General features: G+C 71.0%; 22 protein-coding genes and 2 tRNA genes. 6 read left to right on the top strand and 18 right to left on the bottom strand.

Features of this window, described 5'->3' with window-relative positions:
- The first annotated feature begins 64 nt into the window (after positions 1 to 64).
- Both BAY60_RS12110 and BAY60_RS12105 read left to right on the top strand, forming a co-directional pair.
- Positions 65 to 2,290 (top strand): RNA degradosome polyphosphate kinase, encoded by a 2,226-nt coding sequence (locus BAY60_RS12110; RefSeq protein WP_245992460.1) that lies wholly within the window; start codon positions 65 to 67, stop codon positions 2,288 to 2,290.
- Entirely contained in the window at positions 2,287 to 3,261 is a 975-nt protein-coding gene (locus tag BAY60_RS12105; protein WP_245992459.1) for an NUDIX hydrolase, read from the top strand. Before BAY60_RS12110 ends, BAY60_RS12105 begins: the two co-directional genes overlap by 4 nt.
- A 73-nt stretch (positions 3,262 to 3,334) precedes the next feature.
- On the opposite strand, the gene BAY60_RS12100 is transcribed toward BAY60_RS12105, so the two are convergent.
- The 3 genes from BAY60_RS12100 to leuC form a co-directional block, all read right to left on the bottom strand.
- Positions 3,335 to 4,006, bottom strand: coding sequence for an HU family DNA-binding protein (locus BAY60_RS12100; RefSeq protein ID WP_112281050.1), 672 nt, complete (start codon positions 4,004 to 4,006; stop codon positions 3,335 to 3,337).
- Between the two features lie 229 nt (positions 4,007 to 4,235).
- Complete coding sequence (leuD, locus tag BAY60_RS12095; RefSeq protein WP_112281049.1) at positions 4,236 to 4,838, bottom strand: 3-isopropylmalate dehydratase small subunit; 603 nt, start codon at positions 4,836 to 4,838, stop codon at positions 4,236 to 4,238.
- Positions 4,839 to 4,882: 44 nt separating this feature from the next.
- Positions 4,883 to 6,298 (bottom strand): 3-isopropylmalate dehydratase large subunit, encoded by a 1,416-nt coding sequence (leuC, locus tag BAY60_RS12090; protein WP_112281048.1) that lies wholly within the window; start codon positions 6,296 to 6,298, stop codon positions 4,883 to 4,885.
- Between the two features lie 90 nt (positions 6,299 to 6,388).
- Here leuC and BAY60_RS12085 point away from each other — a divergent pair, with 90 nt between their 5' ends.
- Complete coding sequence (locus tag BAY60_RS12085) at positions 6,389 to 7,108, top strand: IclR family transcriptional regulator (protein ID WP_112281047.1); 720 nt, start codon at positions 6,389 to 6,391, stop codon at positions 7,106 to 7,108.
- A gap of 53 nt (positions 7,109 to 7,161) precedes the next feature.
- Here the strand turns inward: BAY60_RS12085 and BAY60_RS12080 are convergent, their stop codons facing one another.
- Entirely contained in the window at positions 7,162 to 8,415 is a 1,254-nt protein-coding gene (locus BAY60_RS12080) for an MFS transporter (RefSeq protein ID WP_112281046.1), read from the bottom strand.
- Positions 8,416 to 8,512: 97 nt separating this feature from the next.
- Here BAY60_RS12080 and pdxR point away from each other — a divergent pair, with 97 nt between their 5' ends.
- Positions 8,513 to 9,925 carry a MocR-like pyridoxine biosynthesis transcription factor PdxR gene (gene pdxR, locus BAY60_RS12075; RefSeq protein WP_112281045.1) on the top strand — a complete coding sequence of 471 codons (1,413 nt, stop codon included), beginning with the start codon at positions 8,513 to 8,515 and terminating at the stop codon, positions 9,923 to 9,925.
- 61 nt (positions 9,926 to 9,986) lie between these two features.
- Here pdxR and BAY60_RS12070 read toward each other — a convergent pair.
- From BAY60_RS12070 to gltX, 4 genes are all read right to left on the bottom strand, one after another.
- A tRNA-Glu gene (locus BAY60_RS12070) sits at positions 9,987 to 10,059 on the bottom strand.
- Positions 10,060 to 10,112: 53 nt separating this feature from the next.
- Positions 10,113 to 10,184 (bottom strand) — tRNA-Gln (locus BAY60_RS12065).
- A 91-nt stretch (positions 10,185 to 10,275) separates the two neighbouring features.
- Positions 10,276 to 11,058, bottom strand: coding sequence for an HAD family hydrolase (locus BAY60_RS12060; protein ID WP_211330308.1), 783 nt, complete (start codon positions 11,056 to 11,058; stop codon positions 10,276 to 10,278).
- A gap of 86 nt (positions 11,059 to 11,144) precedes the next feature.
- Positions 11,145 to 12,626, bottom strand: coding sequence for a glutamate--tRNA ligase (gene gltX, locus BAY60_RS12055; protein ID WP_112281044.1), 1,482 nt, complete (start codon positions 12,624 to 12,626; stop codon positions 11,145 to 11,147).
- Between the two features lie 88 nt (positions 12,627 to 12,714).
- On the opposite strand from gltX, the gene BAY60_RS12050 reads away from it, so the two are divergent.
- Positions 12,715 to 13,959 (top strand): FAD-dependent oxidoreductase, encoded by a 1,245-nt coding sequence (locus BAY60_RS12050; protein ID WP_112282326.1) that lies wholly within the window; start codon positions 12,715 to 12,717, stop codon positions 13,957 to 13,959.
- Between the two features lie 160 nt (positions 13,960 to 14,119).
- Here BAY60_RS12050 and BAY60_RS12045 read toward each other — a convergent pair whose 3' ends face one another.
- From BAY60_RS12045 to BAY60_RS12005, 9 genes are all read right to left on the bottom strand, one after another.
- A complete protein-coding gene (locus BAY60_RS12045; protein WP_112281043.1) occupies positions 14,120 to 14,890 on the bottom strand; it encodes a fumarylacetoacetate hydrolase family protein in 771 nt (256 codons plus the stop codon).
- 3 nt (positions 14,891 to 14,893) lie between these two features.
- Positions 14,894 to 16,534 (bottom strand): citramalate synthase, encoded by a 1,641-nt coding sequence (gene cimA / locus BAY60_RS12040; protein WP_112281042.1) that lies wholly within the window; start codon positions 16,532 to 16,534, stop codon positions 14,894 to 14,896.
- 244 nt (positions 16,535 to 16,778) lie between these two features.
- Entirely contained in the window at positions 16,779 to 16,979 is a 201-nt protein-coding gene (locus BAY60_RS12035; RefSeq protein ID WP_112281041.1) for a hypothetical protein, read from the bottom strand.
- A gap of 38 nt (positions 16,980 to 17,017) precedes the next feature.
- Positions 17,018 to 18,058: a 3-isopropylmalate dehydrogenase gene (locus BAY60_RS12030; protein WP_112281040.1), complete on the bottom strand. Its 1,041-nt coding sequence runs from the start codon at positions 18,056 to 18,058 to the stop codon at positions 17,018 to 17,020.
- Between the two features lie 318 nt (positions 18,059 to 18,376).
- A complete protein-coding gene (gene serA, locus BAY60_RS12025; protein WP_112281039.1) occupies positions 18,377 to 19,972 on the bottom strand; it encodes a phosphoglycerate dehydrogenase in 1,596 nt (531 codons plus the stop codon).
- 212 nt (positions 19,973 to 20,184) lie between these two features.
- Positions 20,185 to 20,445, bottom strand: coding sequence for a DUF397 domain-containing protein (locus BAY60_RS12020; RefSeq protein ID WP_112281038.1), 261 nt, complete (start codon positions 20,443 to 20,445; stop codon positions 20,185 to 20,187).
- 108 nt (positions 20,446 to 20,553) lie between these two features.
- Positions 20,554 to 21,567: a ketol-acid reductoisomerase gene (gene ilvC, locus BAY60_RS12015; protein WP_112281037.1), complete on the bottom strand. Its 1,014-nt coding sequence runs from the start codon at positions 21,565 to 21,567 to the stop codon at positions 20,554 to 20,556.
- A 58-nt stretch (positions 21,568 to 21,625) separates the two neighbouring features.
- On the bottom strand, positions 21,626 to 22,132 hold the full coding sequence (gene ilvN / locus BAY60_RS12010; protein ID WP_110342136.1) for an acetolactate synthase small subunit: 507 nt from the start codon (positions 22,130 to 22,132) through the stop codon (positions 21,626 to 21,628).
- Positions 22,129 to 23,991, bottom strand: coding sequence for an acetolactate synthase large subunit (locus BAY60_RS12005; protein ID WP_112281036.1), 1,863 nt, complete (start codon positions 23,989 to 23,991; stop codon positions 22,129 to 22,131). Before BAY60_RS12005 ends, ilvN begins: the two co-directional genes overlap by 4 nt.
- A gap of 308 nt (positions 23,992 to 24,299) precedes the next feature.
- Here BAY60_RS12005 and BAY60_RS12000 point away from each other — a divergent pair, with 308 nt between their 5' ends.
- Positions 24,300 to 24,770: a PH domain-containing protein gene (locus tag BAY60_RS12000; protein WP_170160389.1), complete on the top strand. Its 471-nt coding sequence runs from the start codon at positions 24,300 to 24,302 to the stop codon at positions 24,768 to 24,770.
- Positions 24,771 to 24,773: 3 nt separating this feature from the next.
- Here BAY60_RS12000 and BAY60_RS11995 read toward each other — a convergent pair whose 3' ends face one another.
- The gene (locus BAY60_RS11995) at positions 24,774 to 25,613 is read right to left on the bottom strand and encodes an alpha/beta fold hydrolase (RefSeq protein WP_170160388.1); all 840 of its coding nucleotides are present in this window, start codon (positions 25,611 to 25,613) and stop codon (positions 24,774 to 24,776) included.
- Positions 25,614 to 25,634: the final 21 nt, after the last annotated feature.

Below are 25,634 nucleotides of genomic sequence, written 5' to 3'. Positions count from 1 at the left end.
GGATTTACCGAGACGTCGACTTCAGGGGGCGGCATCGCGCCGACTCGTGAGGAACAATGCTGATGTGAGCAACGACGAGAGCACTCCCGCGCCGGAAGGGCCGCCGGACGACGGAAGGCGGGTCACCACCACTCCCCCGCCGGGAGCGACGGGTGGCAACGGGCGGGCCAAGGACGTCACCAGCGCCGTGCCGTCGGCGCCGCCCGCGGCCACCGGCGGCGAGCAGCTGGCCGACGCCCTGCCCGACGACCGTTACTTCAACCGGGAGCTCTCCTGGCAGGACTTCAACGCCCGGGTGCTGGCGCTGGCCGAGGACGAGTCCCAGCCGCTGCTCGAGCGAGCGAAGTTCCTCGCCATCTTCGCGTCCAATCTGGACGAGTTCTACATGGTCCGGGTGGCCGGGCTGAAGCGCAGGGACGAGACCGGCCTCTCCGTGCGCAGCGCCGACGGGCTCACCCCGCGCGAGCAGCTGTCCTACATCGCCAAGCGCAACCAGGACCTGGTGGAACGGCACACGGCGGCCTTCGAGGAGCGGGTGCGGCCCGCGCTCGAGGCCGAGGACATCCGCATCGTGCGCTGGTCCGATTTGGAGGCCTCCGACCGGGCTCGCCTTTCCCACTACTTCAGCGAGCAGATCTTTCCCGTGCTCACGCCGCTCGCCGTCGACCCCGCACACCCCTTTCCGTACATTTCGGGCCTCTCGCTCAACCTGGCGGTCACCGTGCGCGACCCCGAGGGCGGTATGGAGCGCTTCGCGCGGGTGAAGGTGCCCAACAACGTGCCCCGGCTCGTGCGCATCGAGCGCCAGCGGGAGAGCAGGACCGCGACCTTCCTGCCGCTGGAGGAGCTGATCTCCGCCCATCTCGGGGAACTGTTCAGCGGCATGGAGGTGATCGAGCACCACGTGTTCCGCGTCACCCGCAACGCCGACTTCGAGGTGGAGGAGGACCGCGACGAGGACCTGCTGCAGGCCCTGGAACGCGAGCTCGCCCAGCGCCGGTTCGGTCCGCCCGTGCGGCTGGAGGTGGCGCAGGACATGAGCGAGCACATGCTCGATCTCCTGCTGCGCGAGCTGGAGGTCGATCCGCGCGACGTCGTGGAGGTGCCGGGGCTGCTCGACCTCAACTGCCTGATGCAGCTCGCCGCGGTCGACCGCAAGGAGCTCAAGGACCGTCCGTTCGTGCCGGCGACGCATCCGGCGTTCGGTGAGCGGGAGACGCCGAAGAGCGTGTTCTCGACCCTGCGCGACGGCGACGTGCTCGTGCACCACCCCTACGACTCGTTCTCCACGAGCGTGCAGCGGTTCATCGAGCAGGCCGCGCACGACGACAAGGTCCTCGCCATCAAGCAGACGCTCTACCGGACCTCGGGCGACTCGCCGATCGTCGACGCGCTCATCGACGCCGCCGAGGCGGGCAAGCAGGTGGTGGCGCTCGTGGAGATCAAGGCCCGCTTCGACGAGCAGGCCAACATCACCTGGGCGCGCACGCTGGAGCGCGCCGGTGTGCACGTCGTCTACGGGCTGGTGGGGCTCAAGACGCACTGCAAGGTCGCGCTCGTGGTGCGCCAGGAGGGCTCGACCATCCGCCGCTACTGCCACCTCGGCACGGGCAACTACAACCCGAAGACCGCGCGCATCTACGAGGACGTGGGCCTGCTGACGGCCGACCCGGCGATCGGCGCCGACCTCACCGACCTGTTCAACGTGCTCACGGGCTACTCGCGGCAGGCGAGCTACCGCAACATCCTCACCTCACCGCACGGCATCCGGCACGGCATCCTCCGCTGCATCGCCACGGAGATCGACCTCGCCCGCGAGGGCAGGCCCGCGGGGGTGCGCATCAAGTGCAACTCGCTGGTCGACGAGCAGGTGATCGACGCGCTGTACCGCGCGTCCCAGGCGGGCGTCCCGGTGGAGATCGTCGTGCGCGGCATCTGCGCGCTCAAGCCGGGTGTGGAGGGGCTCTCGGACAACATCGTGGTGCGCTCGATCCTCGGGCGGTTCCTGGAGCACTCCCGGGTCTTCCACTTCCGTGGCGCGAACGAGTACTGGATCGGCAGCGCCGACATGATGCACCGCAACCTCGATCGCCGGATCGAGGCCATGGTGCAGGTCAAGGACCCCCGGCTGGCCGCACAGCTGGACGAGGTGCTCGACTCGGCGCTCGATCCGCTGACCCGGTGCTGGGTGCTGGGCGCCGCGGGCGAGTGGATACCCTCCCCCGCCGACACCACCGAGGTGCGCGACCATCAGGTCGAGCTGCTGCGCAAACATGGAGCCATCGGGTGAGTGGAGTGAACCACCGGCCGGACACGCGGGCCGCGGGAGCCGTGCTGTGGCGGCACGGTGCGGGTGCCGAGACGGAGATCGCCGTCGTGCATCGGCCCCGTTACGACGACTGGTCACTGCCGAAGGGAAAGCTCGATCCCGGGGAGACGACCCCCGTGGCGGCCGTCAGGGAACTGGCGGAGGAAACCGGCTTCGCCGCGGTTCTCGGCCGTTTCCTGACGCGCGTGGAATACACCGTCGGTGGAGGGGACAAAACCGTCGACTACTTCTCCGCGCGAGCGGGCGAGGGCGGTTTCGTCCCCAATGAGGAAGTCGACGAACTGCGCTGGCTTTCGCCGGGCGACGCCGCCACGCTGCTCAGCTACGACACCGACCGTGGCGTGCTGCACGCCTTTCTCGAGCTGCCCGCGGACCTGACCACCGTGCTGCTCGTGCGGCATGCCAAGGCGGGCAGCAGGGAGAACTGGACCGGCGACGACGACCTGCGCCCGCTGTCGGCGGCCGGTCAACGCCAGGCCGACGGCCTGCGCCCGCTGGCCCGCGCGTTCGGTGCGGACCGGGTGTTCTCCGCGCCGAGGCTGCGGTGTGTGCAGACGGTGCGGGGCGTCGCCGACGATCTGGGCATCGACGTCGCCCACGAGGCCCTGCTGTCCGAGGAGGGCTACACGGACGACCCCGCCGGCGCCGTGGCACGGCTGCTCGCGATCGCGGGCGGGGGCGGCACTCCGCTCGTGTGCAGCCAGGGCGGGGTCATTCCCGGTCTCGTGCGGGCGCTGGCCGAGCGGGACGGCGTCCGGTTGCCCGCGACCAAGGCCGACGGCGGCGTGGCGAGCAAGAAGGGCTCGCTGTGGCTGCTGTCGTTCGCCACCAGCGCCACGGGCGGCAACGGCAACGGCCCGAGGCTCGTCGCCGCGCACTACCTGCCGAGCCCGCTGCCCTCGCCCGCGGTGCGGCTGTCCGAAACCCCCTGAACATGCGGCAGGGCCCCACGCGGGATGCGCGGGGCCCTGCCGAGCGGTGCCTGGCCTGACGGCCTGATGCCGCTTACTTCTTCTTCCTGGCGGCCGCCGTGGTCTTCTTCGGGGCGGTCGTCTTCTTGGCGGCGGCGGTGGTCTTCTTCGCCGTCGACCTCGACGCCGTCTTCGGCGCCGCCTTGCTGGTGCTCTTCGCCGTGGAGGCCTTGGCGGGGGCCTTCTTTGCCGTCGTCGCCTTCGCGGCGGTGCTCTTCGGCGCCGCCTTGGCGGTGGTCTTGGCAGCGGTCCTCGTCGAGGCCGCCTTGGTGGCGGTGCGGCTCGTCGTGCTGCGAGCCGTCGTCGCACGGGTGCGGGTGGTGGTGCTGCGGGTCGCGGTCGGGCGGCTGGCAGCCGTCCGGCTCGTCGTGCCCGTGCTGCGCGTGCTGGCCGTCGCCCGCTTGGCCGTGGTGGCCTTGGGCAGCTTCTTCGCGCCGCTGACCACGTCCTTGAAGGTCGTGCCGGCACGGAAGGCCGGGACGTTGGTCTTCTTCACGCGCACGGTCTCGCCGGTCCGCGGGTTCCTGGCGGTACGGGCAGCGCGGGCGCGCTTCTCGAACACACCGAAGCCGGTGATGTTCACCTTCTCGCCCTTGTTGACCGTACGGATGACGATGTCGACGAGGTTGTCGACAGCCTGCGCCGCGACCTTCTTGTCGCCCAGGCGCTCGGCGAGCGCCTCGATCAGTTGGGCCTTGTTGGCCATTCCAGTCCTCCAAGAAGAACTACTTGTTACCCGGCCACACCGGCCGACATGCGCACACGGTATTACCAACGCAGCACAAATTCCAAACGGCACGCGGATTTTTTCCTTATCGGGTGCGCCCTTACGCCCCCGATGGCCCCGTTCGGGGCCCCTTCCGGCACCGTTTGGCGTGGTTCGCCGACCCCTCGGACCCGGCCCGGATTCCCTTTCTGAGCAGGGAATCCGTGTCTCAGGAAGCCGCTGAAGGGGTGGTCACGGGCTTCCAGGAGGGCCGCTGGGCCTCGAACGCCGCGATCTCGTCGGCGTGTCGCAGGGTGAGAGCGATGTCATCGAGTCCTTCGAGCAGCCGCCAGCGGGTGTAGTCGTCGATCTGGAAGCCCGCGACGAAGTCCTTGGCTCGCACTGTCTTCGCCTCGAGGTCCACCGTGACCTCCGTGCCGGGCTCGTTCTCCAGGATCTTCCACAGCAGTTCGACGTCCGCCTGCTCGCACTGGGCGGCCACCAGACCCTGCTTGCCGGCGTTGCCCCGGAAGATGTCGGCGAACCGGGAGGAGATGACCACCCGGAAGCCGTAGTTCATGAGGGCCCACACGGCGTGCTCCCGGGACGAGCCGGTGCCGAAGTCCGGGCCCGCGACGAGCACGCTGCCGTTCGCGAACGCCTCCTGGTTGAGCACGAACGTCTCGTCGCCGCGCCAGGCGGCGAACAGGCCGTCCTCGAAGCCCGTGCGGCTCACACGCTTGAGGTAGACGGCCGGGATGATCTGGTCAGTGTCCACGTTGGACCTGCGCAGGGGCACCCCCACGCCCGTGTGCTTGGTGAACGGTTCCATGGTCAGCTACTCCTTGAGTCCAGGCTCGGTGTGCGAGGCGGGGGCTAGTCCAGGTCCTCGGGGGAGGACAGCGTCCCCCGGACGGCGGTCGCGGCGGCCACGAGCGGGGACACCAGGTGGGTCCGGCCGCCCTTGCCCTGCCTGCCCTCGAAGTTGCGGTTGGAGGTGGAGGCGCTGCGCTCCCCCGGCTTGAGCTGGTCCGGGTTCATGCCCAGGCACATGGAGCAGCCCGCCTGGCGCCACTCGGCACCGGCCTTCGTGAAGACCTCGTCGAGCCCCTCGGCCTCGGCGGCCTGCCGGACGCGCATCGAGCCGGGCACGACGAGCATCCGCACGCCGTCGGCCACCTTGCGCCCGCGCAGCACCTCGGCGGCGGCCCGCAGGTCCTCGATCCGGCCGTTGGTGCACGAGCCGAGGAAGACGGTGTCCACCGAGATCTGCCGCAGCGGGGTGCCCGGTTCAAGATCCATATAGGACAGGGCCTTCTCGGCGGAGAAGCGCGCCGTCTCGTCGGCGATCTGGGCCGGGTCGGGCACACTGGCGTCCAGCGGGAGGCCCTGACCGGGGTTGGTGCCCCAGGTCACGTACGGGGTCAGCGTGCCTGCGTCGATGTCGACCTCGGCGTCGAACACCGCGTCGTCGTCGGTGCGCAGCCGGCGCCAGTTGGCCACGGCGGCGTCCCACTCGGCGCCCTTGGGGGCGTGCGGGCGGTCCTTGAGGTAGGCGAAGGTGGTCTCGTCCGGGGCGATCATGCCCGCGCGGGCGCCCGCCTCGATCGACATGTTGCAGATGGTCATCCTGGCCTCCATGGACAGCTGCTCGATGGCGCTGCCCCGGTACTCCAGGACGTAGCCCTGCCCGCCGCCGGTGCCGATCTTCGCGATGACGGCCAGGATGATGTCCTTCGCCGTCACCCCGGGACGCAGGCTGCCGCCCACGTTGATCGCCATGGTCTTGAAGGGGCGCAGGGGCAGGGTCTGCGTGGCGAGCACGTGCTCGACCTCGGACGTGCCGATGCCGAAGGCCATCGCGCCGAACGCGCCGTGGGTGGAGGTGTGGCTGTCGCCGCAGACCACGGTCATGCCCGGCTGCGTGAGGCCGAGCTGCGGCCCGATGACGTGCACGATGCCCTGCTCGGCATCGCCCATCGGGTGCAGCCGGATGCCGAACTCCTTGCAGTTGCGGCGAAGGGTGTCGACCTGCGTGCGGGACACCGGGTCGGCGATGGGCAGCTCGATGTCCACCGTCGGGACGTTGTGGTCTTCGGTCGCGATCGTGAGATCGGGCCTGCGCACCGGCCGGCCCGCCAGCCGCAGACCGTCGAACGCCTGCGGGCTCGTGACTTCGTGCACCAGGTGCAGGTCGATGTAGAGCAGATCGGGCTCGGCGCCTTCGCCGCGGCGGACGGTGTGCGCGTCCCACACCTTCTCCGCCAGTGTGCGGCCCCGGTTGTCAGCCATCAGGGCTCCTTCATTGAACGTGTGCTGGGAGCTGCGGGAACGGTTCCCAGATCCTGGACTTCCCAAAGTACGGGATTATAGTATCGCTTCGTGGGACAGCCTAACCCTGAGAGCCAGCAGAGCGGTATCGGTGTCTTGGACAAAGCCGTCGCGGTACTGCACGCCGTGGCGGAGCAACCGTGCGGCCTCGCCGAACTGTGCTCGCGCACGGGCCTTCCGAGGGCCACCGCCCACCGCCTCGCGGTGGGCCTGGAGGTGCACCGGCTCCTGCGCAGGGGCGCCGACGGGCGCTGGCGTCCCGGTGCCGCGCTGACCGAGCTGGCGGGCGGCACCACCGACCCGTTGCTCGACGCGGCCAGCGTGATCCTGCCCAAGCTCCGCGACATCACCGGCGAGAGCGTGCAGCTGTACCGCAGGGACGGCGTGCAGCGCATCTGCGTGTCCACCGCCGAGCCACCGAGCGGGCTGCGCGACACCGTTCCCGTGGGCTCGCGCCTGCCGATGACGGCGGGCTCCGGGGCCAAGGTGCTCGCGGCGTGGGCGGATTCGCACACGCAGCGCGCCGTGCTCGCCGACGCCGTCTACGGGGAACGCACACTGCTGGAGGTCCGCAGGCGCGGCTGGGCCCAGAGCGTGGCCGAGCGGGAGCCGGGAGTGGCCAGCGTCTCGGCCCCGGTGCGGGACTCCACGGGCACCGTGATCGCCGCCGTGTCGGTGTCCGGACCAGTGGAACGCATCGGCCGCAAGCCCGGAGCCCGCTGGGCCGCCGACCTGCTCGCCGCCGCCGACGCGCTCCAGGAACGTCTCTAGCGGACCTTCCGCCACGAGGCGGCCCCTTCCGGCACCCTCGCGAACGCTCAGTATCAGAAGCAGGTCGCACGGTTCGCGGCCGGCGCGTCGGCACAGCCGCCACACGTGCGTGCGCGCCGCCTCGCCACGGCCCAGCGCAGCGCGGGTCCCGTCGCCAGTGCGGCGCCGAGGAACAGCGATCCCAGCGCCAGCCAGCCGAACACGCCCCACGCGGCGAGCGCCGTCGTCACCACGACCGGGCCCAGCATCCGCGCGGCCGCCATCCCGGAGCCGAAGAAGCCCTGGTACTGCCCCATCGCATCGTCCGGCGCGAGCCCGAACCCAATCTCCCAGGACCCGGACGAATGCAGCATCTCCCCCACCACCTGCAGCACGGCCGCCGCGACGAGCACGCACGCCGCCACCCATCCCGCCGTGCCCGCACCGGACACCGCGTAGACCACACAGGCCGCCAGCAGCAGCACACCCGCCAGCCGCACCGAGCGCGCGGCGGCAGGCAGATCCCGCACGCGCCTCGCCACCCGCACCTGGAACAGCGACACGGCCAGCATGTTCACCACCAGCAGCACCGACACCATCCAGTCCGGCGCCTGGGTGCGCAGCACGATCCACAGCGGAACGCCGATGCTGAGCATCGGCAGATGCAGCAGCAGGATCAGGTTGAGCACCGCCAGTACCGCATACGGCCGGTCGCGCAGCACCGCCGCCGCGGGCGCCCGGCCACCGCGGACCGGCGCCACGGCAGGCACCCGGCGCAGCAACACCGCCGCCACACCGAAACTCACCGCCGCCAGTCCGAAGGCGGCCACGTACGCGGCGCGCTCGCCCGCGTACAGCGCGAGGCCGCCGAGTGCGGAACCCAGTGCCAGCCCGGCGTTTCCCGCCGACTGCAGGCGAGCCCGGATCGCGGTGCGCTCGGCGGGCGCCGCCAGCCCGGCCAGCAGCGCCTGCCTGGCCGCGGCCAGGCCACTGTGGGCAGTCGCGAACAGAGCCGCCACCAGCAGGAAGCCGAGCATCGAGCGCGCGAGCCCGAACGCGGCGACGGCGACACCGGCGACGGCCGCGCAGACGATCGCGACCCGGCGGGCTCCCCAGCGGTCCGCGAGCCTGCCCAGCGGTGTCCCCGCGAGCATCCCCGCGCCCCAGCCGAGCGCGAGCCCCGCACCGAGTCCGGCCGGGGACAGCCCGACGATCGTCGTGAAGTACACGACCACGCACACGAGATAGCCGCCGAGACCCACCGAGTCGGCGAACTGCGTCAGCGCCAGCGTCCGTGACGGCGCCGGCGCCTCACTCCCGCCCGCCATGTCCGGCTCCTTCCTTCGTCCCGCACGCTAATCTCGGCACCGGCCCTGTCGAAGTGCCAATGCGGCACCGGTTGTTCGGGCCAATCGGGAGGCGGGCGTGGACGTGCACGTGAGCATCGAAGGGCCTGGGGACAAGAGCGCGCGGATCTATCGCAGGCTGCGCGACGCCGTGCTGGAGGGCACGTTGCGACCCGGCGAGCGGCTGCCGCCCACCCGCGAACTCGCGCGCACGCTCGGCGTGTCCCGCAACACCGTCGCCACCGCCTACGAACGCCTCACCGCCGACGGGTTCCTCGAAGCGCGAGTCGGTTCGGGCACGTTCGTCACCGAGGGCCTGGACCTTCCCCGCCCTGCACGGTCCGCGCGGCCGGCGGGCGTGCGGCCCCGCGCACTGTGGCGCTCGCCGCCGCCCGTCGCGGACACCGCACCGCCGCCGGTCTTCGACTTCCGGGTGGGCCACCCCGACGGCACACTGTTCCCCCTTCCCGCCTGGCGCCGAGTCGTCAGCCAGGCTCTGCGGCCCTCCATCGCGGCCACCTCCGGCTACGCCGACCCCGCGGGTCCGCTGTCGCTGCGCGACGCGCTGACGCGGCACCTGGCGCTGTCCCGGTCCGTGCGTGCGGACGCCGGCGACGTGGTGGTCACCCAGGGCGCGCAGCAGGCCTTGGACCTACTGGGCAGAGTGCTCATCGAGCCGGGAGATCTGGTGGCCGTCGAGGAGCCGGGCTACCCGCCCGCACGGCGCCTGTTCCACTCGCTCGGCGCGCGCGTGACCGGTGTGCCGGTGGACGGCGAGGGGCTCGACGTGTCCGCGATCCCGGACGGTGCACGGCTGGTGTACGTCACCCCGTCCCACCAGTTTCCGCTCGGGATGCCGATGTCGCTCGCCAGGAGGCTGGCCCTGCTCGACTGGGCCGAGCGCGCCGGGGCCGTGGTGATCGAGGACGACTACGACTGCGAGTTCCGGTTCTCCGCGCGCCCACTGGACCCGTTGCAGAGCCTCGATCCACACGGGCGCGTGTGCTACGTCGGGACGTTCTCCAAGACGCTCGTGCCGTCGCTGCGGGTCGGATTCGTCGTGGCGCCACCGTCGCTGGTGCCCGCGCTGCGCGGCGCGCGACAGCTGTCCGACTGGCATGGCGACGTGGTGACCCAGTCGGCACTGGCGGCGTTTCTCGACGAGGGCCATCTCGCCCGGCATGTCCGCAGGGCCGTCGGCGTCTACGCCGCCCGGCACGCACTCGTCGTCGCGACGCTGGAACGGGATTTCGCCACCGGGCTGCGGGTGGTGCCGTCGGCGGCGGGGCTGCACCTGTGCGCGACGGTGAGCGATCCGGCCATCGACGTGCCCTCGGTGGTGCGCCGCGCGCGTGCGCGGGGTGTGGCGGTGAACACCATCGCGGAGTTCGCGGCCGGGCATCCGGCGCCGGACGGGCTGGCGCTCGGCTATGGCGCCGTTCCGGTCGAACGCATCGGTGAGGGCCTGACCCTGCTCCGGGAAGCACTCTGACCAGAAAGGCCGGACACAGCAGAAGGGGCGCACCGACTCAGTGCGCCCCTTCTGGTGCGAGTACCCCCGATGGGATTCGAACCCACGCTACCGGCGTGAGAGGCCGGCGTCCTAGGCCGCTAGACGACGGGGGCTTGCTCTGTGTTGCTGGAGAAGAACTTACCAGATCGGCTTTTCCGCTCCGCAGCTGGGGTACCAGGACTCGAACCTAGACTAACTGAACCAGAATCAGTCGTGCTGCCGATTACACCATACCCCATCGATGCCTCACCCGAGCACGCTCCGGCTCAGCACCGCTGGACAGAAATACTAGACCACGCCCGGATCGGGCCGGTAACCGGGGTTCGCGCTCAACGCTGAGCGGGCACCCCGACGCGAACGAATTCGGACACCAGCAGCTCGGGCAGATCGCCGAGGCTGGTGAGGACGTGCACGTCGGACGGCACCTCGACAGCGTGGCCCGTCCGGTTCAGCCACACTCCCCCGAGGCCGGCGTCGCGAGCGCCGACCGCGTCGGTCCCCAGCTTGTCCCCCACATGAACGGCCTCGGACGGGTCACAGCCCAGCTTGAAGCACACCGAATGGAACATCACCGGATCGGGCTTGGCGACGCCGACCTCGCCCGCGATGGCGACGTAGTCGAAGAACCGGGCGAGCCCCAGGTTGGCCAGCTTCTCCCGCTGGTGCGCGCCCGAGGCGTTCGTCACAGCCGCCAGCCGCACGCCCGCCGCGGTGAGCCAGTCCAGGCACGGCAGCACGTCGTCGAACAGGCGCAGGCCGCGCCTCAGCCGCTCCTTGCGCCGCGCCTCGAACTCCAGCGCGTGCGCGTGGTCGGCCACCACCCCCAGCTCGGCGAGGAAGGCCTGCGTGCGCCGCGCATGCATGTCCCCGTAGCAGAGATCCCCCGCGACGACCCTGGCCACGTGCTCGTCGGTGATGCGCTCCCACAGTGGCCACATGTCCGTGCGGCCGATCAGAGCCGCCAGCGATCTTCGCCCGGCAGCGGAGAAGTCGATGAGCGTATCGTCGATGTCGAGGCAGACCAGCCGCAGTTCCGGGGGCGCCCACGGCGGTGCGTCGTCACGACCGGAGACGGTTTGCGATGCTGTCGGGGAGCCGAACGCAAAAGCCACCACGCGAGGCTAGGGCACTTTCCGCTTCACCGACTCGGCTGACGAGGTGATAAAAGCTCGTCTGTTTCGGTCCAGCGCGTCTACGCTCAGTTGCGCGGCACGGCGCGACGCAGCCGCCCGAGTGATGTCTCGCGGCCCAGCAACTCCATGGATTCGTACAGCGGCGGAGAAACCGTACGTCCGGTCACCGCCACGCGAACGGGCGCGAAAGCCTTGCGTGGCTTGAGCCCGAGGCCGTCGACGAGCGCGTCCTTGAGCGCCTGCTCGATGGCGGCGGTCTCCCACGACGGCAGCGCCTCCAGCGCCTCGATGGAGGCCCGCAGCACCGGCTCCGCCTCAGGTCCGAGCACCTTGGTGGCGGCGGCCTCCTCGGGCGCGAACGTTTCCTCGTCGACGAACAGGAACCGCACCAGCTCCACCGCGTCGCCGAGCACGGTCACCCGTTCCTGCACCAGTGGCGCGATGGCCGACAGCCTGGCGAGCTGGTCCTCCGCGGGCGGCTCGGGCAGCACACCCGCGGCGGTGAGGTACGGCACGAGCCTGCGCGTGAAGTCGTCGACCGCCAGCGCGCGCACGTGAGTGCCGTTGATGGCCTCGGCCTTCTTCGGGTCGAACCGCGCCGGGTTGGCGCTCACCTTCGTGATCTCGAAGGCCTCCACCAGCTCCTCGACGCTGAACACGTCCCTGTCGTCGGCGATCGACCACCCCAGCAGGGCCAGGTAGTTGAGCAGGCCCTCGCGGATGAAGCCACGGTCGCGGTAGTTGAACAGGTTGGACTGGGGGTCGCGTTTGGACAGCTTCTTGTTGCCCTCGCCCATGACGTAGGGCAGGTGGCCGAACTCCGGGACGAACTCGGCGACGCCGATCCGGCGCAGCGCGCGGTACAGGGCGATCTGGCGGGGCGTCGACGGCAGCAGGTCCTCGCCGCGCAGGACGTGCGTGATACGCATCAGCGCGTCGTCGACAGGGTTGGTCAGCGTGTAGAGCGGCTGGCCGTTGGCCCGCACGAGCACCGGGTCCGGGATCGTGCCCGCCTTGAAGGTGATCTCACCGCGGACCAGGTCGTCCCAGGCAAGGTCCTCGTCGGGCATGCGCAGCCGCAGCACGGGGGTGCGCCCCTCGGCGCGAAAGGCCGCCTTCTGCTCCTCGGTGAGGTCGCGGTCGGCGTTGTCGTAACCGAGCTTCGGGTCCTGACCCGCGTCCCTGCGGCGCTGCTCGACCTCCTCGTTGGTCGAGAACGCCTCGTACAGCTCACCGGCCTCCAACAACCGCCGGGCCACGTCGCTGTAGACGTCGTGCCGCTCGCTCTGCCGGTACGGCCCGTAGGGACCGCCCACCTCGGGGCCCTCGTCCCAGTCGAGCCCGAGCCAGCGCAGCGCCTCGAGCAGCGCGTCGTAGGACTCCTGGCTGTCCCTGGCCGCGTCCGTGTCCTCGATGCGGAACACCAGCGTGCCGCCGTGGTGGCGGGCGAACGCCCAGTTGAACAGCGCCGTGCGGATGAGCCCCACGTGCGGGGTCCCGGTCGGCGAGGGGCAGAAGCGAGCGCGGACAGCCTTGGTCTCAGTCATAGCCCGTCCAGCGTATCGCCCTTGACGGCACGGGTATTCCCGTGCATGGTGAGTTTATTCAACAACCGATGAAATAGGGGTGATGGAGATGACCGAGCGCACGACCTGCGCCGTCATCGGCGGCGGACCCGCCGGCATGGTGCTCGGCCTGCTGCTCGCCAGGGCGGGCGTCGAGGTCACGGTGCTGGAGAAGCACGGCGACTTCCTGCGCGACTTCCGCGGCGACACCGTCCACCCGTCGACGTTGCAGCTACTCGACGAGCTGGGCCTCGGCGAGCGGTTCGCCGCCCTGCCGCAGAGCCGCATGGAGCGGATCGCCTTTCCCGTCGACGACGAGCGCGACGTGGTGATCGGCGACCTGCGCAGGCTGCGCAGGCTCGGGGTGCGCCACCCCTACATCGCGATCGCGCCGCAGTGGGATTTCCTCAACCTGCTGGCCGAGGCGGGCAAGGACGAGCCCGCGTTCACGCTGCGGATGAACACCGAGGTCACCAGCCTCATCCAGGACGGTGGCCGGGTACGCGGAGTGCGGTACCGCACCGCCGACGGCGAGACCGGCTCGCTCGAGGCGGATGTGACCGTGGCCTGCGACGGGCGATGGTCCCTGGCCAGGCGGGAGGCCGGGCTGCGACCGAAGGAGTTCCCGGTGCCGATCGACGTCTGGTGGTTCCGGCTGCCGCGCGCCGACGGCGAGAACTCCGGCACCCTGACGCCACGCATGCGGCGCGGCCGCTTCGCCATCGTCATCCCGCGCAAGGGCTACTTCCAGATCGCCTACGTCGGCAGGAAGGGCACGGACCGGCAGTTGCGGGCCCGGGGCCTCGATGAGTTCCGGCACGACGTCGCCGAGGTGCTGCCCGCGCTCGCCGACCGGACCGCCGCCGTGGAGTCGCTGGACGACGTCAAGCATCTCGACGTGCGGCTGAACCGGCTCCGCCGCTGGCACGTCGACGGGCTCCTGTGCATCGGCGACGCCGCCCACGCGATGTCGCCGATCGGCGGGGTCGGCGTGAACCTCGCCGTGCAGGACGCCGTGGCCGCGGCGACGTTGCTCGCCGGCCCGCTGCGGCGCGGAGCCGCGGGGCCGCGCGTGCTGGCGGCGGTGCGCAGGCGCAGGCTGCTGCCGACGGTGCTGGCGCAGCTGCTGCAGCGGATCCTGCACGCCACGGTCGCCGCGCCCGTCGTGGACGGCAGGCGCGCGGGCCCGCCCAAGCCGATGGTCACGCTCATGAGCCGGGTTCCCCAGCTGTCGCTGATCCCCGGGTACCTGGTCGGCGTGGGGGTCCGCCCGGAACACGCCCCGGACTTCGCCCGCCGCCCCCAGTCCCGCTGACCACCCGCGAGTCCTGCGTCCAGACCCGCGAGTCCTGCGTCCAGACCCGCGAGTTCTGCGTCCGAGCGGCTCCCCAATGCCACATTCGTCACGTTCAACTTCCCCAATGCGGCATTCGCTCCGTCCAGTGGAGCGAATGCCGCATTGGGGAGCTTTGGCGCTAGGCGGACTGCACCGGGTTGGTCAGGGTGCCGATGCCCTCCACCGTGATGGACACCTGCTGCCCCTCGGTGATCGGGCCGACGCCCTCCGGGGTGCCGGTGAGGATGACGTCGCCGGGCAGCAGGGTCATCACCGCCGAGACGAACTCCACCAGCGCGGGGACCTTGTGCACCAGCGCCGAGGTGCGCGCGTCCTGCCTGACCTCGCCGTCCACCTCGGACCGGATGGCCAGGTCGGAGGGGTCGAGCGCGGTCTCGATCCACGGGCCGAGCGGGCAGAACGTGTCGAAGCCCTTCGCCCTGCCCCACTGGCCGTCGGACTTCTGCAGGTCACGCGCGCTGACGTCGTTGGCGACGGTGTAGCCGAGGATCGCCTGCCCCGCGCGGGCTGCGGGCACGTTCTTCACCGGCTGCCCGATGACGACGGCCAGCTCGCCCTCGAAGTCGACCCGCGCCGACGCGGGCGGCAGCTTGATCGCCGCGTTGGGGCCGATCACGCTGGTGGAGGGCTTGAGGAAGATCATCGGCTCGCCAGGGACCTCGTTGCCGAACTCCTGCGCGTGCGCCGCGTAGTTGCGGCCGACGGCGATGACCTTCGACGGCAGGATCGGCGCGAGCAGCCGGACGTCGGCGAGCGGCCAGCGCCGCCCGGTATAGGTCGGCTGCCCGAACGGATGGTCGGCGATCTCCAGGACCTGGGCGTCGTCACCGTCGCCGTCGATCGAGACGAACGCGACGCCGTCGGGGTGAGCAATTCGAGCCAGACGCACGTCTCAGATCCTAACCGGGACGTCCGTGCCCACGCGCAGGCTCTTGTGCACCAGCGCGTCACACAGTGCCAGCCAGCTGGCCTCGACGATGTTCTCGTGCACGCCGACGGTGGTCCACTCCCGCTCGCCGTCGGAGGACTCGATGAGCACGCGGGTGACCGCGTCCGTGCCGGGATGCCCGGCGAGGATGCGCACCTTGTAGTCGGCCAGCTCGACGCTGTCCAACCAGGACAGGTGCGGCAGCAGCGCCTTGCGCAGCGCGGCGTCCAGCGCGTTGACCGGCCCGTTGCCCTCGGCGGTGGCGATGACCCGCTCGCCCGCCACGTGCACCTTCACCGTCGCCTCGGCGATCACCTCGCCGTCGGAGCGGTGGTCGAGCACCACCCGGTAGGACTCGAGCGTGAACGGCGGTTCGGCCAGCGCCGGACCGTCGGCACCGGCGATCTCGCGGCGCAGCAGCAGCTCCAGCGACGCGTCGGCGGCCTCGAACGACCAGCCCTGCGCCTCCAGCGCCTTGACCTTGCGCACGGCACTGGAGACCGCCTCGGGCCGGCCGGCAAGGTCCACCCCGAGCTCACGTCCCTTGAGCTCCAGGCTCGCCTTGCCGGCCATCTCGGTGACCAGCACCCGCATGTCGTTGCCGACGAGACCCGGATCGATGTGGTTGTACAGCAGCGGGTCCACTTTGATCGCGCTCGCGTGCAGCCCCGCCTTGTGGGCGAAGGCCGACGCCCCGACGTAGGCCTGGTGGGTGTCGGGGGCGATGTTGGCGATCTCGGCAAGGGCATGGGAGACGCGGGTGAGCTCGGCGGCGCCCCCGGTGGGGAGCACGTCCATGCCGAGTTTGGCCACGAGGTTCCCGGTGACGGCGAACAGGTCGGCGTTGCCTGCCCGCTCGCCGTAGCCGTTGGCGGTGCACTGCGCGTGGGTGGCCCCGGCCTGCACCGCGGCGATGGTGTTGGCGACGGCGCAGGACGTGTCGTCCTGGCAGTGGATGCCCAGCCGCAGCCCGGTGCGTTCGGCCACCTCACGCACGGTCTCGGCGATGCCCAGGGGCAACTGTCCGCCGTTGGTGTCGCAGAGCACCACCACGTCGGCGCCGCCCTGCCCGGCCGCGTCGAGCACGCGCAGCGCCGTGTCGGGGTCGTGGGCGTAGCCGTCGAAGAAGTGCTCCGCGTCGAGAAACACCCGCCGTCCCTGTCCGACGAGGAACGAGACGGTGTCGCGCACCATCGCGCAGGCCTCGGCGACGTCCACCCGCAGCGCCCGCTCGATGTGGCGCACGTCGGCCTTCGCGACGAGTGTCACCACCGGCGCCTGCGAGTCGAGCAGCGCCCGCACCTGCGCGTCGTCGGCAGCGGCGACGCCGGCCTTGCGCGTCGACCCGAACGCGACGAGCACGGAGTGCTTGAGCACCAGGTCCCCCGCGGCCGCCTTGGCGAAGAACTCGGTGTCCTTGGGCATCGCGCCGGGCCAGCCGCCCTCGATGAACCCGACACCCAGCTCGTCGAGCAGCCTGGCGACGGCCATCTTGTCGGCGACCGAGTAGGAGATGCCCTCCCGCTGTGCCCCGTCGCGCAGGGTCGTGTCATAGAGGTGGAATCGGTCACCGAGCGGGGTGCCTGCGGGTTCCGTGCGGCTCACGGGTTCTCCTTGGGGACTGTTCGGGCAAACAAAAAGACCCCCCGCGGATGCGAGAGGTCTGCGCGCCGGGTGCTTGGGGAAGCACTACCCGGCGCGCCTGCCGATAATGATCACGCGAGACGTGTTCATGCCCCGCATCATGCCACACTCCCGGGCCAGGACCCAACACAGCCCAACACGGCCCGGCGCGGCCGGCGCCGCGCGTGCGCCCGTGACCCGGTTCGTGAGCACCCGCCGCGGGCGCTCACGAACCGCGTTGCCTGCGCTCGGCGCCGGTCTCCTCGTCGTAGCCGCTGTCCTCGCCCTGGGTCCGGCCCACGAAGGTCCCGGTTGGACGCACCGGCCGGGCCTTGGCGACCGCCGGGTCGGTGGCCGCGTCGGCCTCCGGTGCCGTCGACTCGGCGGGCTCCCTGCGCTCCAGCAGTTCCCGTAGCCACTTCCACATGCCGCGAGGATTCCCGGCGCAGGTGGTCTCTACACCCCTCAGCTGGCCTGCCGGGTGTTGGAGGACACGAGTGCGGCCAGCCGGTCGCCGATGGCCTGCGTGGAGCCCGGCGACGACTGGTCCCGTGTGGCCAGGTCGAAGGCCACGGACGCCTCGATCCGCCGCGCCGCCTCCTTCTCGCCGAGGTGGTCGAGCAGCAGCGACACCGACAGCACCGCCGCGGTCGGGTCGGCCAGGTTCTGCCCGGCGATGTCGGGCGCGCTGCCGTGCACGGGCTCGAACATGCTCGGGTTGCGCCGGGAGATGTCGAGGTTGCCGCTCGCCGCGAGGCCGATGCCCCCGGTGACGGCGGCGGCGAGGTCGGTGATGATGTCGCCGAACAGGTTGTCGGTGACGATGACGTCGAACCGGCTCGGGTCGGTCACGAGGTGGATGGTGGCCGCGTCGACGTGGGAGTACGCCACGGTCACGTCGGGGTGCTCCAGCGACACCTCCTCGACGATGCGCGACCACAGCGATCCCGCGTGCTCGAGCACGTTGGTCTTGTGCACGAGGGTGAGGTGCTTGCGCGGGCGCTCCTCCGCGCGCGCGAACGCGTCGGCGACGACCCTGCGGATGCCGAAGGCGGTGTTGACGCTGACCTCGGTGGCGATCTCGTGCTCGGTGTCCTTGCGCAGCAGGCCGCCGTTGCCCGCGTACGGGCCCTCGGTGCCCTCGCGCACCACGATCATGTCGATCTCGCCGGGGTCGGCCAGCGGGCCGCGTACGCCCGGGTAGAGCCGCGCGGGACGGAGGTTGACGTGGTGGTCGAGCTCGAACCGCAGGCGCAGCAGCAGGCCGCGCTCCAGGATGCCACTGGGCACGGTCGGGTCGCCGACCGCGCCGAGCAGGATCGCGTCGTGCTGCCGAAGCTCCCCCAGCACCGACTCGGGAAGGAGTTCACCGGTCGAGTGCCACCGGCTCGCACCGAGGTCGTAGCTGGTGGTCTCCGCGTTCGGTACGACCTCGGCCAGTACCTTCAGTGCCTCGGTGACCACCTCGGGCCCGATCCCGTCACCGGGGATCACAGCGAGCCGCATCCACACACCTCCGTCAGTCGGGCCACCGGTGCCCCGGATGCCCCATCAGCGATCGAACTCCAGCGTCGGCAGGTTACCGGCAGTCGACAATCGATCGAAGGACTACCACCCTTACGCCGCAGCGAGGGCCACGCCGAGCCACCCGATGGTGTCACCCCGCTACCGAAATGATCATCATGGGGTCGGAGCTGGGCCCGGCCGCACCGGCACACCACCGGGCGCGCGCCGGCACGTCCACAAAGGACCACGCCGCCGGCACGCGACCGTCCGTGCCCGCCGCGAGCGGACCCGCGGCGGGCACGCACAGTGACACCTCGGTTACGCGAAGGTGATCGCGCGGATCATCCGGGCGTCGACCGTGGCGCCGATCGGCTCCAGCAGGTGGTCGTCGACGGCCCGGTCCACGCGCAGCAGCATCACCGCGTCGGAGCGGTCGGTGGTCTGGCTGATCTGCGCGGCCTCGATGTTGATGCCGGCCTCGCCGAGCAGGGTGCCGACCCGGCCCATGATGCCCGGCCGGTCCGGGTACTCCAGCAGCAGCATGTTGCCCTCGGCGCGGATGTCGAAGTGCCTGCCGTCGACCTCGATCAGCTTGGCCACTTCCTCCTTGCCGGTGACGGCGCCGGAGACGGTGTGCACGGTGCCGTCGGCCTGCACGGCGCGCACGGTGAGCTGGCTGCGGTAGTTGGGGCTCTCCGGCTCCGTGCTGACGCTCACCTGCACGCCCAGCTCCTCGGCCAGCCGCGGCGCGTTGACGAAGGTGACCTGGTCCTCGACGACGCCGGAGAACACGCCCCGCAGCGCCGCCAGCTCCAGCACGCTCACGTCCTCGCCCGAGAGCTCACCGCTGGCCACGACGGCCACCGACGACGGCGCCTTGGTGCTGAACGCCGACAGCACGGTGCCCAGCTTCTGCGCCAGCGGCAGGTACGGCCGCACCTCGTCGCTGACGGACCCGCCGCCGACGTTGACGGCATCCGGCACGAAGTCGCCGCGCAGCGCCAGCAGCACCGAGCGCGCGACGTCGGTGCCCGCACGGTCCTGCGCCTCGGCGGTCGAGGCGCCCAGGTGCGGCGTGACCACCACGTTCGGCAGACCGAACAGCGGGCTCTCGGTGGTGGGCTCGGTGGCGAACACGTCGACACCGGCACCGCCGACGCGGCCCTCGCGCACGGCGTCGGCGAGCGCCTGCTCGTCGATCAGCCCGCCGCGGGCGGCGTTGACGATGATGACGCCCTGCTTGACCTTGGCCAGCGCGCTCGCGTCGATGAGCCCCTTGGTCTCCGGGGTCTTGGGCAGGTGGACGGTGATGATGTCGGCACGCTGCAGCAGCTCGTCGAGCGACACGAGCTCGACGCCGAGCTGGGCCGCCCGTGCGGGCGAGGTGTAGGGGTCGTAGGCGACGATCTCGGTGCCGAACGCGGCGAGCCGCTGCGCGACGAGCTGACCGATCTTGCCGAAGCCCACCACGCCGACGGTCTTGCCGTTGAGCTCCACGCCGGTGTAGGCGCTGCGCTTCCACTCGCCCCCGCGCAGGCTCTGGTCGGCCGCGGGCACCCGGCGGGCCACCGCGAGCAGCAGCGCCACGGCGTGCTCGGCGGCGGAGACGATGTTCGACGTCGGCGCGTTGACCACGAGCACGCCCCGCTCGGTGGCGGCGGGCACCTCGACGTTGTCGAGCCCGACGCCGGCGCGCGCGACGACCTTCAGCCGGTTGCCCGCCGACAGCACCTCCGCGTCGACCTTGGTGGCGGACCGGACGAGGAGCGCGTCGGCGTGTTTCACGGCCTCCAGCAGCGCCGGACGGTCGGTGCCGTCCACGTGCCGGACCTCGACCTCGTCTCCGAACACGCTGACCGCGGAGGGAGCGAGCTTCTCGGCGAGGAGAACGACGGGCTGGCTGGCATTGGTCACGGTGCGCCTTTCGTAAGCTCGGGTTCGGTTCGCAGACGCGCTCGGCACGGGGTTCACGACGCTGTGCCCCGGACAGCCGCAGTCTAGTCCCAGGATTTAACGCGAACGCAATTCCGTCCACAGGGAGAGACGGCCCGCCTGCGCGTGGGCACGGTGACTCCGCTCACGTCGCCCACCGTCCGCGGTCTCGCGGAGCGTGGCGAAGTGACCACTCAGCGCGGCCGGTCGAACTCGCCGTCGCGGATGCCGGCGAGAAAGGCGTCCCATTCGGACGGTGTGAACACGAGAACGAGGCCGTCCGGATCGGACGCCTGACGCATCGCGACGTAGGTGACACCGTCCGTGTGCGGCACGAAGGAGAACTCGACGGTGTCGGGTCCCTGCTCCAGCCGCCGCCACACGGCGCTGTCCAGGTCCAGCCCGTCCCGGACGGCGACCTTGTCGTCGAGGGCGGCCGGAGAAGACTCACTCATAGGCCGCCACCGTAAGCCACGGCCCCGAAGACCCCAAGGGGACCTCACCCGGGTTCATCCGGCCGAGGTCCCCTTGGGAGGAAACGGAAATCGTGAATCAGGCTCGCATCACGCGGTCTCGGTGATCGGGCGGTCCACCCACGACATGAGGCCGCGCAGCTTGCCGCCGGTCTCCTCGATGGGGTGCTGCTCGCCCGCCTGCTGCAGCTTGCGGAAGTTCGGGCGGCCGGCCTCGTCCTCGGCCACCCACTCGCGCGCGAAGGTGCCGTCCTGGATCTCGCGCAGGATGGCCTTCATGTTCTCCTTCACCTCGGGCGTGATGACCCGGGGGCCACGCGTGAGGTCGCCGTACTCGGCGGTGTCGGAGATGGAGTACCGCATGCGCGCGATGCCGCCCTCGTACATGAGGTCGACGATCAGCTTCAGCTCGTGCAGCACCTCGAAGTAGGCGATCTCCGGGGCGTAGCCGGCCTCGGTGAGCACCTCGAAGCCCGTCTGCACGAGCGCCGACGCGCCACCGCAGAGCACCGACTGCTCACCGAACAGGTCGGTCTCCGTCTCCTCCTTGAACGTCGTCTTGATGACGCCCGCCCGCGCGCCACCGATGGCGGCCGCGTAGGACAGCGCCAGCGCCTGGGCGTTGCCGCTGGGGTCCTGCTCCACCGCGATCAGGCAGGGCACGCCCTTGCCATCCACGAACTGCCTGCGCACGAGGTGGCCGGGGCCCTTGGGGGCGACCATCGCCACGTCCACATTGGCCGGGGGCTTGATGAGCTCGTAGCGGATGTTGAAGCCGTGGCCGAAGAACAGCGCGTCGCCGTCGGAGAGGTTCGGCTCGATCTCCTCGGCGTAGATGAACCGCTGCTTGGTGTCCGGCGCGAGGATCATGATCACGTCGGACTCCTTGGCCGCCTCGGCGGGCGTGAGCACCCGCAGGCCCTCGTCCTCGGCCTTCGACCGCGACTTCGACCCCTCGGGCAGACCGATGCGGACGTCGACCCCGGAGTCGCGCAGGCTCAGGGCGTGCGCGTGGCCCTGGCTGCCGTAGCCGATCACGGCGACCTTGCGACCCTGGATGATGCTCAGATCGGCGTCGTCGTCGTAGAAGATTTCGACTGACATGAGGGGTGGTACTTCCTTTCGCGATGTTCGAACGTGAGTGAAGGCGCTGGTGAGCGGGTCAGCGGGTCGACGTCGCCGTGATCGACCGGGCGCCCCGGCCGACCGCGACCATGCCCGACTGCACGAGCTCACGCACACCGTAGGGCTCCAGCATGCGCAGCAGCGCACCGATCTTGTCGCTGGTGCCGGTCGCCTCGATGGTGAGCGCCTCGGGCGAGACGTCGACGACCTTGGCGCGGAACAGCTGCACGGTCTCCAGGACCTGGCTGCGCACCGTGGCGTCGGCCCTGACCTTGACGAGCAGCAGTTCCCGCTGCACCGAGCTGGCCGGGTCGAGCTCCACGATCTTGATGACGTTGACGAGCTTGTTGAGCTGCTTGGTCACCTGTTCGAGCGGTAGCTCCTCAACGGCGACCACGATCGTCATCCGGGACACCTCGGGGTTCTCCGTGGGTCCCACGGCGAGGGACTCGATGTTGAAGCCCCTGCGGGAGAACAGGCCGGAAACGCGGGCGAGCACGCCGGGGACGTTCTCGACCAGAACGCTCAGGGTGTGGTTGCTCACGGTGCCACCTCGTCATCGTCGAACAGGGGCCGGATGCCGCGCGCGGCCATGATCTCGTCGTTGCTCGTGCCTGCGGCCACCATCGGCCACACCTGAGCATCCTTGCCGACGACGAAGTCGATCACGACGGGGCGGTCGTTGATGTCCATCGCCCTGCGGATGACGTCGTCGACCTCCTCCTTGGTCTCGCAGCGCAGGCCCGCACAGCCGAGGGACTCGGCCAGGAGGGTGAAGTCGGGGATGCGGTGCTTGTGGGTGCCCAGGTCGGTGTTGGAGTACCGCTCGGCATAGAACAGGTTCTGCCACTGGCGCACCATGCCGAGGTTGCCGTTGTTGATGACGGCGACCTTGATCGGCGCGCCCTCGATGGCGCAGGTGGCCAGCTCCTGGTTGGTCATCTGGAAGCAGCCGTCGCCGTCGATGGCCCACACCTGCTTGTCGGGGCAGGCGAACTGCGCCCCCATGGCCGCGGGCACGGCGAAGCCCATCGTGCCGAGCCCGCCCGAGTTGATCCACGTGCGCGGCTTCTCGTAGCCGATGAACTGCGCCGCCCACATCTGGTGCTGGCCGACGCCCGCGGTGTAGATGGCGTCCGGCCCCGCCAGCGCCCCGATGCGCTCGATGACGTACTGCGGCGAGAGCGCGCCGTCGGCGGGCCACTCGTAGCCCGCGGGAAACGTCCGGCGCCACGAGTCGATCTGGGTCCACCACGCGGCCAGGTCGGGCTTGGCGGTGCCGTCGGTCTCCGCCTTCACCGCGGCGATCAGCTCGCCGATGATCTCGGCGCAGTCGCCGACGATCGGCACGTCCGCCTTGCGGTTCTTCGAGATCTCCGCGGGATCGATGTCGGCGTGCACCACCGTGGCGTCCGGCGCGAACGAGTCGAGCCGCCCGGTCACCCGGTCGTCGAACCGCGCGCCCAGCGCCACGAGCAGGTCGGCGCGCTGCATCGCCGCCACCGCCGCCACCGAGCCGTGCATGCCCGGCATGCCGAGGTGCTGGGAGTGCGAGTCGGGGAAGGCCCCGCGCGCCATCAGCGTGGTGACCACCGGGATGCCGGTGAGCTCGGCCAGCTCCCGCAGCTGCTCCGACGCCTGGGCCTTGAGCACGCCGCCACCGACGTAGAGCACGGGCCTGCGCGAGTTCGCGATGAGCCGTGCCGCCTCGCGCACCTGCTTGCCGTGCGGCCGCAGCGTCGGCCGGTAGCCCGGCAGGTGCATCTCCGGCGGCCAGGCGAACGAGGTGGCCTCCTGCAGCACGTCCTTCGGGATGTCCACCAGCACGGGCCCCGGCCGCCCGGAGCTCGCCAGGTGGAACGCCTCGGCGATGACGCGCGGGATGTCGGCGGGGTCGGTCACGAGGAAGTTGTGCTTGGTGATCGGCATCGTGATGCCGCAGATGTCGGCTTCCTGGAACGCGTCGGTGCCGATGAGCGCGCGCGTCTGCTGACCGGTGATGGCCACGAGCGGAACCGAGTCCATGTTCGCGTCGGCCAGCGGCGTCACCAGGTTGGTGGCGCCGGGGCCCGAGGTCGCCATGCAGACACCGACCTTGCCCGTCGCCTGCGCGTACCCGGTGGCCGCGTGGCCCGCACCCTGCTCGTGCCGCACGAGGACGTGACGCACCTTGGTGGAGTCGAGGAGAGGGTCGTACGCCGGCAGGATCGTGCCGCCCGGAATGCCGAATACCACTTCGGCGCCGACCGCCTCGAGCGAACGCACCAGCGACTGCGCGCCGGTCACCCGGACGGGGGTGCCTGCGGGCGGCGCCGGCTTCGGCCGCGCTCCTGGTTGGCTGGGCGACGCCGGGTGCGGTGTCGGCCCGGCGTTCGATTCCGATCGCGAGGTGGCGCTTGTCATCGGTTTCTGCCTCGTGGGTGTGGAGTGCTGATGGGCTCTATGTCGTTGTCCGGGCTGTTCCAGGCATCAAAAAACCCTCGCCGGCCAGGTGGCCGCACGAGGGTCGCGCGTCGACGCAGAGACGCTTCCCTACGCGTCGACGCGCTGGGGAAGTACGAGAATGATCTGCGGTGTCACGTCTGCGACGTTAATCGGTCCGTGACAAGAGTGTCAACTCTGCGGGATGGTGATTCCGGATACTGGACACTCCTACAGTCGGAAGCCCCCCGGATTTGGCGGCCGCTCCCGAACAGGTGCACCATCGAAGCGTGGCCGAGACTTCCCAGCAGGCGGACACCCAGCAGACCGGCACCGAGCCGCCCTCGCCGAGCGGGCCGCCGGTGCCGGCCGAGGGCAGGCGCGCGGTGTTCCGCGTGCCGGGCACCGCGCTGCTGACGATCATCATCCTGCTGTTCTGCATCACCCCGGCGGCCTTCGCGCTGCCCGGGCTGCAGGCGCTGTACCTGATCCCGATCGGGCTCACCGTCTGGATCATCCGGACGCGCACCACGGCCACCCGCGAGGGACTGACCGTCCGCACGATGTTCGGAACCAGGGAGCTGCCCTGGGAGGCGCTGTCCGGGCTCGCCATCACGCCGAAGTCGAAGGTGCAGGCGGTGCTGGCCGACGGCGGCAAGGTCACGCTGCCGACCGTGCGCACCCGGCACCTGCCGGTGCTGTCCCTGGTCAGCGAGGGCCGCGTGCCCGACCCGTCAGGAGTGCTCGCCGAGGAGTCCTGACGCTCAGCGCGGCTGGGTCCCGCTGGGGTGCCGCCGCAGGAACGCTGCCAAGACCTCGCCGATTTCACCGGCATGCGTGAGCGCGAGCGCGTGGTCGGCGCCCTGGATCACCACGTCCTCGGCGTGCGGCAGCCACGCGCGCACGAGTTCGCGCATCTCGGCGAAGAACCGCCCGCTGTCGCTGCCGCCGACGTGCAGGACCGGGCACCCGACGCGCCGGGCGTCCTCGGCGCCGAACCGCCAGCCCAGCAGCGCGGGCAGGTCGGCGTCGAAGAAGGTGAGCACGTCCCGCTCGGCGGGGCTCGCCCCGTGGAACGCGGCGCCGGGGACCACGCGCAGGAACTCCTGGAGGGCGGCCGGGGCTCCGCGCTCCCGCCGGATGCCGATCAGGCGCTCGCAGACGGCGCGGAAGTCGGGCGCGCTCGGCGTCCGGACCGGCGGCGGTTCCAGCAGGGTCAGCGTCTGCACGAGGCCGGGCGCGTCGGCCGCCAGTTGCAGGACCACCGCGCCGCTGTAGGACAGGCCCACGAGGTGGGCCCTGCCGACGCGCAGCGCCGCCAGCAGCGCGCGGCAGTCGGCGGCGTCGCGCACGATCGAGCCCGCCCCGGTGGCCGGGCCGCTGCGGCCGTAGCCCCGCCTGCGGTACAGGATCCTGCGGTAGGGCGCCAGCGCGGGCTGCTCGGCGAGCGGTTCGCACTCGTCGGCCGTCAGCGCGGTCTGGACGAACACCACCGGCTCGCCCCGGCCCCACTCGGCGACCTCCAGTTCGGTCTCCCCGACGGGCACGAGCGTGGTGGCGCGCATGGCAGGCCCTTCGTGTGCGGCCGGCGGCCGTGAAGCCATCCCGAGCAGCATACGCCCGCA

This window comes from Prauserella muralis (assembly GCF_003202285.1).
GTDB lineage: Bacteria > Actinomycetota > Actinomycetes > Mycobacteriales > Pseudonocardiaceae > Prauserella_B > Prauserella_B muralis.
This window is presented reverse-complemented; position numbering and strand designations above follow the sequence as displayed.